The 16,619-nt window shown below is 61.0% G+C and carries 13 protein-coding genes; 11 read left to right on the forward strand and 2 right to left on the reverse strand.

Annotated elements, in window-relative coordinates; genetic code table 11:
* Nucleotides 1-145: 145 nt before the first annotated feature.
* Entirely contained in the window at nucleotides 146-2,365 is a 2,220-nt protein-coding gene (locus ACA057_RS01930) for a primosomal protein N' (protein ID WP_497345518.1), read from the reverse strand.
* 280 nt (nucleotides 2,366-2,645) lie between these two features.
* On the opposite strand from ACA057_RS01930, the gene rpmE reads away from it, so the two are divergent.
* The 3 genes from rpmE (at nucleotide 2,646) to ACA057_RS01945 (ending at nucleotide 5,145) form a co-directional block, all read left to right on the forward strand.
* A complete protein-coding gene (rpmE, locus tag ACA057_RS01935) occupies nucleotides 2,646-2,879 on the forward strand; it encodes a 50S ribosomal protein L31 (RefSeq protein ID WP_059408183.1) in 234 nt (77 codons plus the stop codon).
* Between the two features lie 14 nt (nucleotides 2,880-2,893).
* On the forward strand, nucleotides 2,894-3,694 hold the full coding sequence (locus ACA057_RS01940; protein WP_497345520.1) for a thermonuclease family protein: 801 nt from the start codon (nucleotides 2,894-2,896) through the stop codon (nucleotides 3,692-3,694).
* Between the two features lie 182 nt (nucleotides 3,695-3,876).
* Nucleotides 3,877-5,145: a malic enzyme-like NAD(P)-binding protein gene (locus ACA057_RS01945; protein WP_010464435.1), complete on the forward strand. Its 1,269-nt coding sequence runs from the start codon at nucleotides 3,877-3,879 to the stop codon at nucleotides 5,143-5,145.
* A 268-nt stretch (nucleotides 5,146-5,413) separates the two neighbouring features.
* Here ACA057_RS01945 and ACA057_RS01950 read toward each other — a convergent pair whose 3' ends face one another.
* On the reverse strand, nucleotides 5,414-7,852 hold the full coding sequence (locus ACA057_RS01950) for a penicillin-binding protein 1A (protein WP_497349781.1): 2,439 nt from the start codon (nucleotides 7,850-7,852) through the stop codon (nucleotides 5,414-5,416).
* Nucleotides 7,853-8,070: 218 nt separating this feature from the next.
* On the opposite strand from ACA057_RS01950, the gene ACA057_RS01955 reads away from it, so the two are divergent.
* The 8 genes from ACA057_RS01955 (at nucleotide 8,071) to ACA057_RS01990 (ending at nucleotide 16,327) form a co-directional block, all read left to right on the forward strand.
* Nucleotides 8,071-9,135 (forward strand): pilus assembly protein PilM, encoded by a 1,065-nt coding sequence (locus ACA057_RS01955; protein WP_497345522.1) that lies wholly within the window; start codon nucleotides 8,071-8,073, stop codon nucleotides 9,133-9,135.
* Entirely contained in the window at nucleotides 9,135-9,701 is a 567-nt protein-coding gene (locus ACA057_RS01960) for a PilN domain-containing protein (protein WP_497345524.1), read from the forward strand. Before ACA057_RS01955 ends, ACA057_RS01960 begins: the two co-directional genes overlap by 1 nt.
* On the forward strand, nucleotides 9,698-10,321 hold the full coding sequence (gene pilO, locus ACA057_RS01965) for a type 4a pilus biogenesis protein PilO (protein WP_497345526.1): 624 nt from the start codon (nucleotides 9,698-9,700) through the stop codon (nucleotides 10,319-10,321). The genes ACA057_RS01960 and pilO overlap by 4 nt, the downstream gene beginning before the upstream one ends.
* Nucleotides 10,318-10,845: a pilus assembly protein PilP gene (locus tag ACA057_RS01970; protein WP_497345528.1), complete on the forward strand. Its 528-nt coding sequence runs from the start codon at nucleotides 10,318-10,320 to the stop codon at nucleotides 10,843-10,845. Before pilO ends, ACA057_RS01970 begins: the two co-directional genes overlap by 4 nt.
* Before the next feature lie 13 nt (nucleotides 10,846-10,858).
* Complete coding sequence (locus ACA057_RS01975; protein ID WP_497345530.1) at nucleotides 10,859-12,946, forward strand: type IV pilus secretin PilQ; 2,088 nt, start codon at nucleotides 10,859-10,861, stop codon at nucleotides 12,944-12,946.
* A gap of 4 nt (nucleotides 12,947-12,950) precedes the next feature.
* Complete coding sequence (aroK, locus tag ACA057_RS01980) at nucleotides 12,951-13,469, forward strand: shikimate kinase AroK (protein WP_063854487.1); 519 nt, start codon at nucleotides 12,951-12,953, stop codon at nucleotides 13,467-13,469.
* Between the two features lie 151 nt (nucleotides 13,470-13,620).
* Entirely contained in the window at nucleotides 13,621-14,721 is a 1,101-nt protein-coding gene (gene aroB, locus ACA057_RS01985; protein ID WP_497345533.1) for a 3-dehydroquinate synthase, read from the forward strand.
* A gap of 10 nt (nucleotides 14,722-14,731) precedes the next feature.
* Nucleotides 14,732-16,327, forward strand: a complete 1,596-nt coding sequence (locus ACA057_RS01990) for an SPOR domain-containing protein (protein ID WP_497345535.1) — start codon at nucleotides 14,732-14,734, stop codon at nucleotides 16,325-16,327.
* The last annotated feature ends 292 nt before the right edge of the window (nucleotides 16,328-16,619 follow it).

Raw genomic sequence — 16,619 nt, forward strand, 5'->3', positions numbered from 1 at the left:
ATAGCGGGCAGGTTGTGGATATATGGTGACTATTCGGACCTCTTCGCGGGCAAGCCTCGCTCCTACGGGTTAGTGTCGTTCACACATACGGCGAACGGTACATTCCCTGTAGGAGCGAGGCTTGCCCGCGAAGGCGATCTCAGAATCAATACAAATCCACGGGATCGACATCAAGGGACCAGCGCACCGCCCGCCCGCTCGGCATCTGCTCCAGAGCCAGCAACCAACTGCTCAACAACCGATGCAGCGGGGCCCGGGCCGTGGCCTGCAACAACAGCTGCGCGCGATAACGTCCGGCCCGACGTTCCATTGGCGCTGGCACCGGCCCCAACAACTCGATACCGGCCAGATTCTGCTCGGCCAGCAAGCGTTCAGCCTCACTGCATGCTTCGTCGAGGAAACCTTCGGCCTGCCCCGGTTTGTGCGCTTCGGCCCGCAGCAGCGCCAGATGCGCAAACGGCGGCAATCCCGCCGAGCGACGTTCGCTCAAGGCCTGTTCGGCAAAGGCGAAGTAACCCTGTTCGGTCAATTGCACCAGCAGCGGGTGATCCGCCAGGTGAGTCTGGATAATCACCCGGCCAGGCTCTTCAGCCCGCCCCGCACGCCCGGCGACCTGGACGATCAGCTGCGCCATGCGCTCGCTGGCGCGGAAGTCGCCGGAGAACAGCCCGCCGTCGGCATCCAGGATCGACACCAGCGTCACCCGTGGAAAGTGGTGTCCTTTGGCAAGCATCTGCGTGCCCACCAGAATGCACGGCTGGCCCTTTTGAATGGTCGCGAACAACTGATTCATCGCGTCCTTGCGCGAAGTGCTGTCGCGGTCGACCCGCAGCACCGGAACGTCCGGAAACAGAATCCCCAGCCGTTCCTCGGCACGCTCGGTACCGGCACCGACAGGGCGCAAATCGACCTTGGCGCATTTCGGGCAACGCCGGGGCACGCGTTCAACGTAGCCGCAATGGTGGCAACGCAGCTCGCCGGAGCGCTGGTGCACGGTCATGCGCGCATCGCAGCGCTGGCATTCGGACATCCAGCCGCAGTCGTGGCACAACAGCGTCGGGGCGAAACCTCGGCGATTGAGAAACACCAACACCTGCTGGCCGGCGGCCAGGGTCTGGCCGATGGCTTGCTGCATCGGCCCGGAAATGCCGCTGTCCAGCGGACGACTTTTGACGTCCAGGCGCAGGAAACGCGGTTGCTTGGCGCCACCGGCGCGTTCGTTCAGGCGCAGGAGGCCGTAGCGGCCGGTGTAGGCGTTGTGCAGGCTTTCCAGGGATGGCGTGGCGGAGCCGAGCACAATCGGGATGTTTTCCTGGCGGGCGCGGACCAGCGCCAGGTCGCGGGCGTGGTAGCGCAGGCCTTCCTGCTGTTTATAGGAGCCGTCGTGCTCTTCATCGATGATGATCAGGCCGGGGTTCTTCATCGGCGTGAACAGTGCCGAACGGGTGCCGATGATAATGTCGGCGTCACCGTCCCGGGCGGCGAGCCAGGCTTCAAGGCGCTCGCGATCATTGACCGCCGAGTGAATCAGTGCGATCCGTGCGTTGAAGCGCTGCTCGAAGCGCGCCAGGGTCTGCGGGCCGAGGTTGATCTCCGGGATCAGCACCAGCGCTTGTTTGCCGGCCTCGAGGGTTTCGCGGATCAGCTGTAAATACACTTCGGTCTTGCCGCTGCCGGTGACACCCGCGAGCAGGAACGCGTGGTAACTGTCGAAGCCCGCACGAATCGCCTCATAGGCGGCACGTTGTTCCGGGTTGAGCGGCAATTCTGGCTGGGCCAGCCAATGTTCGTGGCGGGCACTGGGACCGTGCTTGCGGATTTCAACCTGCACCAGATCCTTGGCCAACAGCAGATCGAGGCTGTCCTTGCTCAGCATCAGCTTGCTCAGCAATTGGTGCGCGACGCCGTGCGGGTGCTGGGCCAGGGTTGCCAGGGCTTCACGCTGGCGCGGGGCGCGGGCGATACGCGGGTCATCAAGGCTGGCGCCGGGGGCGGCGGACCAGAAGCGTTCCTGGCGCGCTTCGGCCAGTTCGCCCTGGCGCAGCAACACCGGCAATGCCCAACTCAACGTGTCGCCGAGGCTGTGTTGATAATACTGGGACGTCCACAAACACAGTTTGAACAGCGCCGGCGGCAGCGGTGGCGTGGCGTCGAGCAGGGCGATGGCCGGCTTGAGCTTTTCCACCGGGACTTCGCTGGTGTCGGTGACCTCCACCAGAATCCCGATCATCTCCCGTCGCCCGAACGGCACCCGCAGGCGCATGCCCGGCTGCAACTGGGCGCGCAGGATCCCGGCCGGGGCACGGTAATCGAACAGGCGGCGCAGGGGCGAAGGCAGGGCGAGGCGCAAAATGGCGTCGGGCACGCGGGGGGATCTCGATAAACAGGACGGCGAGGCTATCACCTGTGGGAGCGAGCCTGCTCGCGATGAGGGCGTATCAGTCAGCACTCATGTCGTCTGACACACCGCTTTCGCGAGCAGGCTCGCTCCCATAGGGACGGGCGAATTGGTCGGGAGCCTAGCAGACGGTCGGTAGAAGCGACAGCTTGCGCGATTGGCATTGTCTGGTAGAATCCGCGGCCTAATTACGTGCGGTATTCAACAATAGTGTTGAGTGGCGGCACGCTAGCCTGAGGAATACACCATGAAAGCCGATATCCATCCAGCATACGAAACCATCGAAGTAACTTGCAGCTGCGGCAACAAGTTCGAAACTCGTTCGAACCTGTGCAAGCCACTGGGTACTGACGTATGCAACGAGTGCCACCCGTTCTACACCGGTAAGCAGAAGACTCTGGATACTGGCGGCCGTGTACAGCGCTTCGCAGACCGTTTCGGTGCTTTCGGCAAAACCAAAGCTCCTGCTGCTGCAGAGTAAGGTTGAAAAGCCCGATGGGCTTTTCCTTGCTGATGAAAAAGGCGTCCCTCGCGGGCGCCTTTTTTGTGTCCGCGATTTGGCTTTCCGGCGCCCAGGCCTTCTGCCCGGCACCCGGTGGGCTGACGTCAGTCGCGGTGCAGCGGGTGGTGGATGGCGACACCCTGCGCCTGGCCGACGGCCGCAGTGTGCGCATGATCGGTTTGAATACGCCGGAGCTGGGCAAGAAAGGCCGTTCCGACGAGCCATTCGCCGTGGCGGCGCGCAAACGCCTGGAAGCGCTGGTAGCAGCCAGTGACGGGCGGGTCGGCTTGCTGCCGGGCAAAGAGAGCAAAGACCATTACGGTCGCACCTTGGCCCATGTCTATAGCGCCGATGGCGCTAACCTTGAAGCGCAAATGCTTGCCGAAGGTCTTGGTTTTCAGGTCGCGGTGGCGCCGAATGTCGATCTGGTCGACTGCCAGCAAGCGGCCGAGCGCAGAGCCCGTCAGGCCGGGCTCGGGATTTGGCGGCAGTCGCCTGTACTGAAAGCGGAGCAGATCAGCGCTTCCGGTTTCGCCGTGCTCAGCGGTCGTGTGAGCAAGGTTCAGCGCAATCGCGGCGGGGTTTGGATCGAGTTGCAGGATTCGCTTGTATTGCGTGTTGCACCCAATTTATTCGGGACATTCGATGTCGCGTCGCTGGAGCGGCTGAAGGGCAAGCAGATCGAGGCGCGCGGCTGGGTGCTGGACCGTTCGCGCCGTGGCGGACTCAAGGAAGGGCAAGCACGTTGGCTGCTGCCATTGACCGACCCGGCGATGCTTCAAGTCGCGCCCTGATAAAAAGTTGTAGACATTTTTTCTGTCGATTGTGAACAGTCTATCCCTTGTGTTCCGTGGCTCTTGGCCCAAAGTCGTAGGGCCGGGCGCTTGACAGGGGTGACTGGTCAGTCTTGTGGGGACTTTGCGAGGCGCGTATCCTCGGCGGTCCGTCTGTCCAACAGTAAAAGCGGAATGCCCACATGTCTGATTTGAAAACTGCCGCTCTCGAATATCACGCCCATCCTCGTCCAGGGAAGCTGAGTGTCGAGCTCACCAAAGCCACTGCTACCGCCCGCGACCTGTCGCTGGCCTACAGCCCCGGCGTAGCCGAACCAGTACGCGAAATCGCCCGCGATCCTGAACTGGCCTACAAATACACCGGCAAAGGCAACCTGGTTGCAGTCATTTCCGATGGCACCGCGATTCTCGGCCTGGGTAACCTCGGCCCATTGGCTTCCAAGCCGGTCATGGAAGGTAAAGGCGTGCTGTTCAAGCGCTTCGCCGGCATCGACGTGTTCGACATCGAAGTCGACTCCGAAAGCCCGCAAGCCTTCATCGACACCGTCAAGCGCATCTCCATCACCTTCGGCGGCATCAACCTGGAAGACATCAAGGCACCTGAGTGCTTTGAGATCGAACGCGCGCTGATCGAGCAGTGCGACATTCCGGTGTTCCACGATGACCAGCACGGCACCGCGATCGTTACCGCGGCCGGCATGATCAACGCCCTGGAAATCGCTGGCAAAACCCTCGCCGACGCCAAGATCGTCTGCCTGGGCGCCGGTGCGGCTGCCATCTCCTGCATGAAATTGCTGGTGAGCATGGGCGCCAACATCGAAAACATCTTCATGGTTGACCGTACCGGCGTGATCCACTCCGGCCGTGACGACCTGAACCAGTACAAGGCTGTCTTCGCTCACGCGACCGACAAGCGCACCCTGGCTGACGCCCTGACCGGTGCTGACGTGTTCGTCGGCCTGTCCGGCCCGAACCTGCTGAGCGCCGAAGGCCTGAAATCCATGGCGGCCAACCCGATCGTGTTCGCGTGCTCCAACCCTGATCCGGAAATCGCCCCGGAACTGGCGCACGCCACCCGTGACGACGTGATCATGGCGACCGGTCGTTCGGACTATCCGAACCAGGTCAACAACGTACTGGGCTTCCCGTTCATCTTCCGTGGTGCCCTGGACGTTCGCGCCAAGCGCATCAACGAAGAAATGAAAGTGGCGGCGGCCAACGCCCTGCGTGAACTGGCCAAACTGCCGGTGCCTCAGGAAGTGTGCGACGCCTACGGCGGCATCAAGCTGGAATTCGGTCGTGAGTACATCATTCCGAAACCAATGGATGCACGCCTGATCACCGTGATCTCCGATGCCGTGGCCAAGGCCGCCATCGAGACCGGCGTCGCCACCCTGCCGTATCCGAAGAACTACCCGCTGAAAAGCGTGGATGACGTGTTCAACGGCTAAGTCGTTGTAGCGCTTCAACCGAAAGCCCCGGCTTGTGAGAGTCGGGGCTTTTTTGTGCCTTGTGGATTTGCGTTGAATTTAATGGCCTCTTCGCGGGCAAGCCCGCTCCCACAGGGATTTGTGGTGTACATGAATTGTATGAACACCATCGTCCACTGTGGGAGCGGGCTTGCCCGCGAAGAGGCCGGTTCAGTCAGTACATAAATCAACAGGCAACAAAAAGCCCCGCGCTTCTCTCGAAGGCGGGGCTTTTGCAATGCGCAATCGATCAGAACAAATCGATCGGCGCCGCTTCATCCGCTGGCAGTGGGCTGCCCGGCGCAGTGCCGTTGCCCAGCTCATTGGCCGACGGTGGCGTGTCTTCGGCCTTGAACAGCTCGAAGTAGGCGCCTGGCGTGCCTGGCGTGGCGGCGCGGCCGCTGATCGGGTCGACCCGCAGGCTGAGGATGCCTTCCGGCTCCGTTTGCGTATGCGGCGGCTTGTCCTTGAGCGCGGCGCTCATGTAATTCATCCAGATCGGCAGCGCGACGGTGCCGCCGAACTCACGTTTACCGAGGCTTTCCGGTTGGTCGAAGCCAGTCCAGACGGTGGTCACGTAATCGGCGTTGTAGCCGGAGAACCAGGCGTCCTTGGATTCGTTGGTGGTACCGGTCTTGCCGGCGATGTCGGGACGGCCCATGGCCAAGGCGCGGCGGCCGGTGCCGAGCTTGATCACGTCCTCAAGCATGCTGTTGAGGATGAACGTGGTGCGACCGTCGACGATACGTTCGGCCACGGCCGGCGTTGGCGGCGCGGGTTGTGCCGTCAGCGTGTCGCTCGGGGTTGCGTTGACTGTTATGGCATTGGCGACCGGCGCGGCGATGCCATCGCTGACGACTTCACCCTTCGGCACGCTCGGCGGGTTGGCGACGAACAGCGTGTCGCCATTGCGGCTTTCGATCTTGTCGATGATGTACGGGGTGATCTTGTAGCCGCCATTGGCGAAGGTGGCCCAGCCGGTGGCGATTTCCATCGGCGTCAGGGTCGCGGTGCCCAGGGCCAGTGACAGGTTGCGCGGCAGGTCCTGCTTGTTGAAGCCGAACTTGCTGATGTAGTCGATGGTGCGGTCGACACCCAATGCTTGCAGAAGGCGGATCGACACCAGGTTGCGCGACTTGTACAGCGCTTCGCGCATGCGGATCGGGCCGAGGAAAGTGTTGGTGTCGTTCTTCGGACGCCAGACCTTGTCCAGGTACTCGTCGACGAACACGATCGGTGCATCGTTCACCAGGCTGGCGGCGGTGTAGCCGTTATCCAGTGCGGCGCTGTAGACGAACGGCTTGAAGCTCGACCCCGGCTGACGCTTGGCCTGCATCGCGCGGTTGTAGTTGCTCTGCTCGAAGGCGAAGCCGCCGACCAGCGAGCGGATCGCGCCGTTCAGCGGGTCGAGGGAAACCAGTGCGCCCTGGGCCTGTGGAATCTGGCTGAACTTCAGCGAGTTATCTGGCTGGCGCTGCACACGAATCAGGTCGCCGACCTGGGCGACGTCCGACGGTTGCTTCGGATTGGCGCCCATGCTGTTGGTGTTGAGGAACGGGCGCGCCCATTTCATGCTGTCCCAGGCGACGTGTTCGTCACCGGTACGGGTCATCACTTGCAGGCCGTTCTTGTCGACCTGGGTAACGATGGCCGGCTCAAGGGTGCTGATGGTGCGTTGCTTGGTCAGCTCGACCGCCCACGCCTCACGCGTCTTGCCCGGCAGGCGCGACTCAGGACCGCGATAGCCATGGCGCTGGTCGTAAGCCATCAAGCCTTCGTGGAGCGCGGTGTTGGCCATTTCCTGCAAATTGCTCGGCACGGTGGTGGTCACACGGAAACCTTCGGTGTATGCATCACTGCCATAACGCCCGACCATTTCGGCGCGGGCCATTTCAGCGATATAGGGTGCATTCACTTCCGGAGTCGGTACGTGATAACTGGCGTTGAGCGGCTCGTTGATCGCGGTGGTGTAGTCGGCTTCGGTGATTTTGCCGAGCTTGTACATGCGCCCGAGGATCCAGTCGCGACGCTCTTTGCTGCGGGCCGGGTTGGCCAGCGGATTGAAGCGCGACGGGGCTTTCGGCAGGCCGGCGATCATTGCCATTTGCGCCAGGGTGACGTCACGAATCGATTTGCCGTAATAGACCTGCGCCGCCGCTTCAATGCCGTAGGCGCGGTTACCCAGGTAGATCTTGTTGACGTACAGCTCAAGGATCTCGTCCTTGGTCAGCTGCCGTTCGATCTGCAGGGCCAGGAGAATTTCGGTGGTCTTGCGCGAGAAGCTGCGTTCGCTGGTCAGGAAGAAGTTCTTCGCCACCTGCATGGTGATGGTGCTACCGCCCGACTGAATGTGTCCGCTTTTTACCAATTGCGTGGCCGCACGCATCAGACTGCTCGGATCGACGCCGTAGTGATTGGCGAAGTTGTCGTCTTCAGCACTTAGTAACGCATTGATGAAATTGGGGGGAATGTCGGCGAAACGGATCGGAGTACGGCGCATTTCGCCAAATTCTGCGATCAACTTGTTGTCGCTGCTGTAGACCCGCAGAGGAATCTGCAACTGAATGCTTCTCAACGCCTCCACGGAGGGCAATCCCGGACTAAGGTAGAGAAATGCGCCGCTGAGACCGAGGAGCAGTCCGCAGAAAACGGCGACGATGGACCAACCGAAAAATTTCAGCAGACGAATCAAGGCTTTTGGACATCCAGGGTAAAAAATGAATTGGGCATCAGGGTTCAGATAAACAGGGAACGACCCGCGCTTGAAGTAAAAACCGGAAAAAAACGCTGGGCATTATAAGCATTTTTACGTCGAGAGCGTCATTTGCGCTGCTGTCAAGACGGGTGGTTTGAACGCAATGGATATTACAGAGTCCGTAACTCACGGATAGTCATAGGGAATTGGTAGTGCTAGGACTCTTCAACAAAAAGGCCAACACGCTGCTGGGCATCGATATCAGCTCCACGTCGGTGAAACTGCTGGAGCTGAGCCGCCAGGGCGACCGTTATCGGGTCGAGGCCTATGCGGTAGAACCGCTGCCCGCCAGTGCAGTGGTCGAAAAAAACATCGCCGAGCTCGAGGGTGTGGGGCAGGCCCTTGCGCGGGTGCTGCTCAAGGCCCGGACCAATCTCAGGAACGTCGCTGTGGCCGTGGCCGGTTCGGCGGTGATCACCAAGACCATCGAGATGGATGCCGGTCTTTCCGACGACGAGATGGAAAACCAGCTGAAGATCGAGGCCGATCAATACATTCCTTATCCATTGGACGAAGTCGCCATCGATTTCGAAGTCCAGGGCGCGTCCGAGCGCAACCCGGAGCGGGTCAATGTGCTGCTGGCGGCGTGTCGCAAGGAAAACGTCGAGGTCCGTGAAGCGGCCCTGGCCCTGGCGGGGCTGACGGCGCGTGTGGTCGATGTCGAGGCCTACGCGCTGGAACGCTGTTTCGGATTGCTGGCGGGGCAGCTGGCTGTCTCTCAGGAGCGTCTGATGGTGGCGGTGGTCGACATCGGCGCCACCATGACCACCCTGAGCGTCCTGCACAACGGCAAGATCATCTACACCCGTGAACAATTGTTCGGCGGGCGTCAGCTGACGGAAGAGATCCAGCGGCGTTACGGCCTGACCGTCGAGCAAGCGGGGCTGGCGAAGAAGCAAGGCGGTTTGCCCGACGATTACGTCAGCGAAGTACTGCAGCCGTTTCGTGATGCGCTGGTGCAGCAGGTGTCGCGTTCGTTGCAGTTTTTCTTTGCCTCGGGCCAGTACACCTCGGTCGATCACATCCTGCTGGCCGGCGGCACAGCTTCGGTCCCGGGGCTGGATCGTTTGATCGAGCAGCGATTGGGCACGCCGACCCAGGTGGCCAACCCTTTCTCCAACATGGCCCTTGGCAGCAAGGTCAACGCCGGTGCATTGGCCAGTGATGCGCCGGCACTGATGATCGCCTGCGGGCTGGCCCTCAGGAGTTTCGACTGATGGCGCGGATCAATCTTTTACCCTGGCGCGAAGAGCTGCGAGAAGAACGCCGCAAACGTTTTTTGTTGGCGCTGGTCGGTGTACTGGTGGGGTCGGTGGGGGCGGTGCTGATCGCGGATCAGGCGATCAGCGGCGCCATCGACCGGCAAATTGCCCGTAACGACTACATTGGCAAACAGATTGCCGTGGTCGACGAGCGGATCAAACAGATCAGCGACCTGAAAGCCCGTCGCCAGCAACTGGTCGAGCGCATGCGCATCATCCAGGACCTGCAGGGCAATCGGCCGATCAGCGGGCGGATATTCGACCAGTTGGCGCGGACCTTGCCCGATGGCGTGTACTTCACCGAATTGAAAATGGCGGGCAAGACCTTGTCCATCGCGGGCGCGGCAGAGTCCAACAATCGGGTTTCAGACCTCATGCGCAATCTGGATGCATCCGACTGGTTCGATGCGCCCAACCTCACGGAAGTCAAAGCGACCACGGCAGGTCAGCTGGATCAGGCCAACGTCTTTCAGTTGACCGTTCGTCAGACTCAGCCTGCCGCTGTGGAGGGCGGCCAATGAGTCTGTCCACTTGGTTCGAAGCACTACGCAAGATTGACCTCAACGATCTGGACACCAACAACATCGGCTCCTGGCCGCCAGCGATCAAGGCGTTGGCCAGTGCCTTGCTGATGATTCTGGTGCTGGCATTGGGCTACAGCTTTTCCACCAGCGAACTCAACAACCAGCTCGAACTCAAGCGTGAGGAAGAGTCGACGCTCAAGGAGCAATTTGCCAACAAAGCGCACATGGCGGCGAATCTGGAGCTGTATACCCAGCAGATGAAGCAAATGGAGAATTCCTTTGGTGTGCTGCTGCGGCAATTGCCCAGCGACACCGAAGTGCCCGGCCTGCTGGAGGACATCACCCGCACCGGCCTGGGCAGTGGCCTGGAGTTCGAAGAAATCAAACTGCTGCCGGAGGTCACCCAGCAGTTCTACATCGAACTGCCGATCCAGATCACCGTTACCGGCGCCTATCACGACCTGGCCACTTTCGTCAGCGGTGTGGCGGGGCTGCCGCGGATCGTCACCCTGCATGACTTCGATGTCGCACCGGCCGATCCCGAGGGTGGACCGAAGTTGCGCATGAGCATCCTCGCCAAGACCTACCGCTACAACGACAAGGGGCTGCAAAAATGAGCCCGATTCGTGGTTTTTCGATAGTGATGCTGGTGGTCGGACTGGCCGGTTGTTACAGCGACACTGACTTCACTGACCTGGATGCGTACATGAACGAAATGCGTTTGCGTGCGCCGGGCAAGATTGAACCAACGCCGACATTTCGGTCTTACCCAACATTCACCTACAACGCCGCTAACCTGCGAAGCCCGTTTTCGCGGCAGGTCAGAGTGGACCTGGCTGGCCAGAAACATGGCTCGCGCAACGTCAAGCCCGACACCAGTCGGGTCAAGCAGTACCTCGAAGGTTTCAACATCGAGCAGTTTGAAATGGTCGGCACGATCTCCAATGCGAATGGCTCCTTTGCGTTGTTGCGCGGCGCGGGCGGTGTGCATCGGTTGAAAGTCGGCGATTACCTGGGGCGCAACGACGGGCGGATCGTCGCCATCAGCGGTTCCCAGGTCGATGTGGTCGAAATCGTTCCCGACGGCGAAGGCGCCTGGCTGGAGCGTCCGCGGACCATCCCTTTGAAAGAGCACTCATAGTGGAACTCGAATAATGAACAGGATTTTCTCCACCTTCGGTATTTCGCTATGGATAGCGCTGCTGTCGCCGATGGTACAAGCGGCCAACCTCAAAACGCTGGATGTCGCAGCGCTGCCGGGGGACCGCGTCGAGTTGAAGTTGTCATTCGATGGGCCGCCCCCGACGCCTCACGGCTACACCACAGAGCAACCGGCACGGATTGCGCTGGACCTGCCCGGTGTTGTCAGCAAGCTGGCGAACAAGAGTCGTGACCTGGGCGGGGGCAATGCCCGCAGCGCCACGGTTGTCGAGGCCAAGGATCGCGCGCGGCTGATCATCAACCTGACCCAGTTGACGCCGTACAGCGCGCGGGTTGAAGGCAACACGCTGTTCGTGGTGGTCGGTCAGGGCGCCAACAAAACGGCCTCCAGCCCGGCTCCCAAAGCGTCGCGTGCGGCGGTTGCGACGCCAGCCCCGGCGAGGGCCTATGCGCCGGTGGGCAAGGCCATCCGCGGCGTGGATTTCCAGCGCGGCACCCAGGGTGAAGGCAATGTGGTGATCGATCTGTCGGATCCATCCATCGCGCCGGACATTCAGGAGCGCGATGGCAAAATCATCCTCGGTTTCGCCAAGACTCAATTGCCCGAACCGTTGCGGGTGCGCCTCGACGTCAAGGACTTCGCCACGCCGGTGCAGTTCGTCAACGCGAGTGCCACCGGCGATCGCGCCACGATCAGCATCGAGCCCAGCGGCGCCTTTGATTATTCGACCTATCAGACCGACAACAAACTGACCGTCAGCATCCGGCCAATGACCGTCGACGACTTGCAGAAGCGCAACACCGAACGTTTTGCGTACACCGGTGAAAAGCTCTCCCTGAATTTCCAGGACATCGACGTGCGCTCGGTGCTGCAACTGATTGCCGATTTCACCAATCTCAACCTGGTGGCCAGCGACACGGTGCAGGGCGGCATAACCCTGCGCTTGCAGAACGTGCCATGGGATCAGGCACTGGATCTGGTGCTGAAAACCAAAGGCCTCGATAAGCGCAAGATCGGCAACGTCTTGCTGGTGGCGCCGGCCGCAGAAATTGCCGCCCGCGAGCAACAGGAACTGGAGTCGCAAAAACAAATCGCCGACCTGGCGCCCCTTCGTCGTGAGCTGCTTCAGGTCAACTACGCCAAAGCTGCCGACATCGCCAAACTGTTCCAGTCGGTGACCAGTGCCGAGGCAAAAGCCGATGAGCGGGGTTCGATCACGGTGGATGAGCGGACCAACAACATCATTGCCTACCAGACTCAGGAACGCCTCGACGAACTCCGTCGTATCGTCGCTCAACTGGATATTCCCGTGCGTCAGGTGATGATCGAGGCGCGGATCGTCGAAGCCAACGTCGACTACGACAAAAGCCTCGGTGTGCGCTGGGGCGGCTCGGTACAGAACAAAGGCAACTGGAACACTTCCGGGGTCAGTAATGGCGCGAATGCCTCGTCGACCATCGGCACGCCCGGCAGCACCAGCACCAATGCGCCGTTCGTCGACCTGGGGACGGCCGCCAACACCTCGGGGATCGGCATCGCCTTCATCACGGACAACGTGCTGCTCGATCTGGAACTGACGGCGATGGAGAAGACCGGCAACGGCGAAATCGTTTCCCAGCCCAAGGTGGTCACGTCCGACAAGGAAACCGCGAAAATCCTCAAGGGCACGGAAATTCCCTACCAGGAAGCCAGCTCCAGCGGCGCTACGTCGGTGTCGTTCAAGGAGGCGTCGCTGTCCCTGGAAGTGACGCCGCAGATCACTCCGGACAACCGCATCATCATGGAGGTCAAGGTCACCAAGGACGAACCGGACTACCTGAACAAAGTGCAGGATGTGCCGCCGATCAAGAAAAACGAGGTCAACGCCAAGGTCCTGGTCAACGACGGCGAGACCATCGTGATTGGCGGGGTTTTCTCAAATACTCAAAGCAAGGTTGTAGATAAGGTGCCATTTCTCGGCGATGTGCCGTATCTTGGCCGCCTTTTCCGGCGTGACGTGGTTTCGGAGAAAAAATCCGAGCTGTTGGTGTTTCTCACACCGCGTATCATGAATAACCAGGCGATTGCTGTGAGTCGTTGATTCTGTGCGAAATTTGATTCTTGTTGGACCGATGGGGGCTGGAAAAAGCACCATCGGCCGGTTGCTGGCCAAAGAGCTGCGCCTGCCGTTCAAAGATTCCGATAAGGAAATTGAATTGCGCACGGGCGCCAATATCCCGTGGATCTTCGATAAGGAAGGCGAGCCGGGCTTTCGTGACCGCGAGCAGGCGATGATTGCCGAGCTGTGCGACTGCGATGGCGTGGTATTGGCCACCGGTGGCGGGGCCGTCATGCGCGAGGCCAATCGTCGGGCGCTGCGCGCCGGTGGTCGCGTGGTCTATCTGCATGCCTCTGTCGAGCAGCAGGTCGGCCGCACTTCCCGTGACCGCAATCGGCCGTTGCTGCGTACCGCCGACCCGGCCAAGACCCTTCGGGATCTGCTGGCGATCCGTGATCCGCTTTATCGGGAAATCGCCGACCTGGTGGTGGAAACCGATGAGCGGCCGCCACGAATGGTGGTGCTCGATATTCTCGAACGCTTGCAGCAGCTACCTCCCCGTTAAAGCGCAGCGCGAAATGCGCTATCCTCGGCGTCCTGTCACGGCCGCTCAAGGTTGTGGCGGATGGCTACCGAACGGCGTCACACCAGCAGAGGCCGTGGACTTTCGATAACTCAGGGCAGGACGCCTGATTCCATCTTCACTGTGGGGACACATGCAGACACTCAAGGTCGATCTAGGCGAGCGCAGCTACCCGATTCATATTGGCGAAGGTTTGTTGGACCAGCCTGAGCTGCTGGTCCCGCATATTCGCGGACGGCAAGTAGCGATTATCTCCAACGAGACCGTTGCGCCGCTCTATCTCGAACGTCTGACCCGCAGCCTCGCACCGTTCTCGGTGGTGTCCGTGGTGCTGCCCGACGGCGAAGCCTTCAAGACCTGGGAAACCCTGCAACTGATTTTCGACGGTCTGTTGACCGCACGGCACGACCGCCGCACCACGGTGATCGCCCTCGGTGGCGGCGTGATTGGTGACATGGCCGGTTTTGCTGCCGCCTGCTACCAGCGCGGTGTCGATTTCATCCAGATCCCGACCACCTTGTTGTCGCAAGTCGATTCCTCGGTCGGTGGCAAGACCGGGATCAACCATCCGCTGGGCAAGAACATGGTCGGCGCCTTTTATCAGCCGAACGTCGTGCTGATCGATACCGCCACCCTCAACACCCTGCCGGCTCGCGAGCTGTCCGCCGGGCTTGCTGAAGTCATCAAGTACGGGCTGATCTGCGACGAGCCGTTCCTGACCTGGCTCGAAGAAAACGTCGATCGCCTGCGCGCCCTGGACCAGGTTGCCCTGACCTACGCCATTGAGCGCTCCTGCGCAGCCAAGGCTGCGGTGGTTGGTGCCGACGAACGGGAAACCGGCGTGCGCGCCACGCTCAACCTGGGTCATACCTTCGGCCACGCCATCGAAACCCATATGGGCTATGGTGTCTGGCTACATGGTGAGGCGGTCGCTGCTGGCACCGTAATGGCCCTGGAAATGTCCACGCGCCTGGGCTGGATCAGCGAACAAGAGCGCGATCGCGGCATTCGCCTGTTCCAGCGGGCCGGCCTGCCGGTCATCCCGCCAGAAGAGATGACGGAAGCCGATTTTCTCGAACACATGGCAATTGACAAGAAAGTGATCGACGGTCGTTTGCGCCTGGTGCTGCTGCGCCACATGGGCGAAGCAGTGGTGACCGACGATTATCCGAAAGAGGTTTTACAGGCCACGCTGGGAGCGGATTACCGCGCCCTGGCTCAGCTTAAAGGTTAATAAGATCCCGATGACTAGTTTGCATGCCGACGAGGCTTTCCTCGGCCATTACCAGTTGAGTCACGACCCTTTCGCTCCACGGGTGCCTGGCTTCAAATTCTTCCCGGCCCAGCGCAAACCGGTGCTGGGACAACTGCATCACCTGGCGCGCTACAGCCAATTGCTGCTGGTGGTGACCGGCCCGCAAGGCAGTGGCAAGACCCTGTTGCGTCAGGCCCTGGTGGCCAGCACCAACAAGCAATCGGTGCAAAGCGTGGTGGTTTCCGCCCGTGGCGCCGGCGATTCGGCTGGCGTTCTGCGTCAGGTGGCCCAGGCGCTGAACGTCGCCCAGGCCGAGATCGGTGCGATCCTGGCCCAAGTGGTGCAGCTTGCCCTGACCGGGCAGGAAGTCTATTTGCTGGTGGATGACGCCGAGCAGCTCGACGAATCCGCGCTGGAAGCCTTGATGGCGTTGGCGGCCGGTGCACCGGAAGGTCGCCCGCACGTTTTCCTGTTCGGCGAATCGTCACTGATCGCTCAACTGGAGGCGCTGAGCCTTGAGGAAGAGCGTTTCCACGTTATCGAATTGCAGCCCTACACCGAAGAAGAAACGCGCGAATATCTGGACCAGCGACTCGAAGGCGCCGGTCGGGGTATCGAACTTTTCACCGCAGATCAGATCTCTGATATTCACGAAAGCTCCGACGGTTGGCCTGGCACCATCAACCAGGTTGCCCGCGATGCAATGATCGAAGCCATGATTGCCAGCCGCTCTGCGGTGAAGCGTCCAAGTATGGGGTTCAACATGCCGAAGAAACACGTATTGGCGATTTCCGCCGTTGTCGTGGTCGCGGTAGCCGCCGCCTGGTTGATGCCGGGTCGCAGCAAAGCACCGACCACTGGCGCACCTGCCAACGAACAGGCGCAACTGCCGCTCGGCCAGGGCACGCCGCAACCGAATAGCGGTGGCGCACCTTCCGTCGAATTCGCCGGTAACTCGCAACCGATGCCACTGCCGCTGGTCGGCAACTCGCAGCCGGTCATGCGCGGTCCGTTGGCCGAAGCGGCGGGTGGCATCACCGAAGGCGACGACGGCGTGCCGATCGAAGGCTCCAGCGCCACGCCACCGACCGTCACCACGACTGCGCCGCCAGCAGGCCTCTCGGCCGGCCCTGCGCCGACACCGGCTGCCAAACCAACGCCTGCGCCGACTCAGGTCGCGACCGCCAAGCCAGCCCCGGTAGCACCCGCCGTGAAGCCGGCCCCAGCACCCGCCAAGCCAGCCGTCGCTGCCGCCGCCAAGCCTGCCGAGAAGCCGACCACCGTGGCCAAGGCTGCCGGTGGCACCTGGTACGCGGGGCAAGCACCGGGAAACTACGTGGTGCAGATTCTCGGCACCAGCTCCGAAGCGTCCGCACAGAGCTTCGTGAAAGAGCAGGGCGGCGAGTACCGTTATTTCAAGAAAGTCCTCAACGGCAAGCCGCTTTATGTCATCACCTACGGCAGCTTCGCCAACCGCGATGCAGCCCTTACCGCCATCAAGGCCTTGCCAGCGAAGGTCCAGGCTGGTAAACCTTGGCCTCGCACTGTCGCCAGCGTCCAACAGGAACTGGCAACAACTCGCTGAAGATTCGGCGGCCTTACCCAGGCCGCCTCTCCCGGCACCTCAAAATTTCTGCAAGAGCGCGCTGGCCTCAAGGCCGCGTGCCTTGTGGTGTCTGCGTCACAGTAGTCTTTGAGTCGTTGCGGTCAAAATTAAAAAAGTTTTGACTAGCACAGCATATCGCTTTAAACCTTTCACAAATGCGACATAGATTTGCGACAGTTCGTCGTCAAATTTGTGAGCCCCTGTGTCGGTGTGTACAATGACCTCCCTTTTGCCCCCGCAAAGCTGGCGTACGTTCGGCGCGGATGGTAAG

Source organism: Pseudomonas sp. LBUM1661, assembly GCF_059695925.1.

Excerpts from the sequence above, each read along its gene's own strand:
- rpmE (WP_059408183.1), top strand. The coding sequence starts at position 2,646 with ATGAAAGCCGATATCCATCCAGCATACGAAACCATCGAAGTAACTTGC.
- ACA057_RS01940 (WP_497345520.1), top strand. The coding sequence starts at position 2,894 with ATGGGCTTTTCCTTGCTGATGAAAAAGGCGTCCCTCGCGGGCGCCTTT.
- ACA057_RS01945 (WP_010464435.1), top strand. The coding sequence starts at position 3,877 with ATGTCTGATTTGAAAACTGCCGCTCTCGAATATCACGCCCATCCTCGT.
- ACA057_RS01960 (WP_497345524.1), top strand. The coding sequence starts at position 9,135 with ATGGCGCGGATCAATCTTTTACCCTGGCGCGAAGAGCTGCGAGAAGAA.
- pilO (WP_497345526.1), top strand. The coding sequence starts at position 9,698 with ATGAGTCTGTCCACTTGGTTCGAAGCACTACGCAAGATTGACCTCAAC.
- ACA057_RS01970 (WP_497345528.1), top strand. The coding sequence starts at position 10,318 with ATGAGCCCGATTCGTGGTTTTTCGATAGTGATGCTGGTGGTCGGACTG.
- ACA057_RS01975 (WP_497345530.1), top strand. The coding sequence starts at position 10,859 with ATGAACAGGATTTTCTCCACCTTCGGTATTTCGCTATGGATAGCGCTG.
- aroB (WP_497345533.1), top strand. The coding sequence starts at position 13,621 with ATGCAGACACTCAAGGTCGATCTAGGCGAGCGCAGCTACCCGATTCAT.
- ACA057_RS01990 (WP_497345535.1), top strand. The coding sequence starts at position 14,732 with ATGACTAGTTTGCATGCCGACGAGGCTTTCCTCGGCCATTACCAGTTG.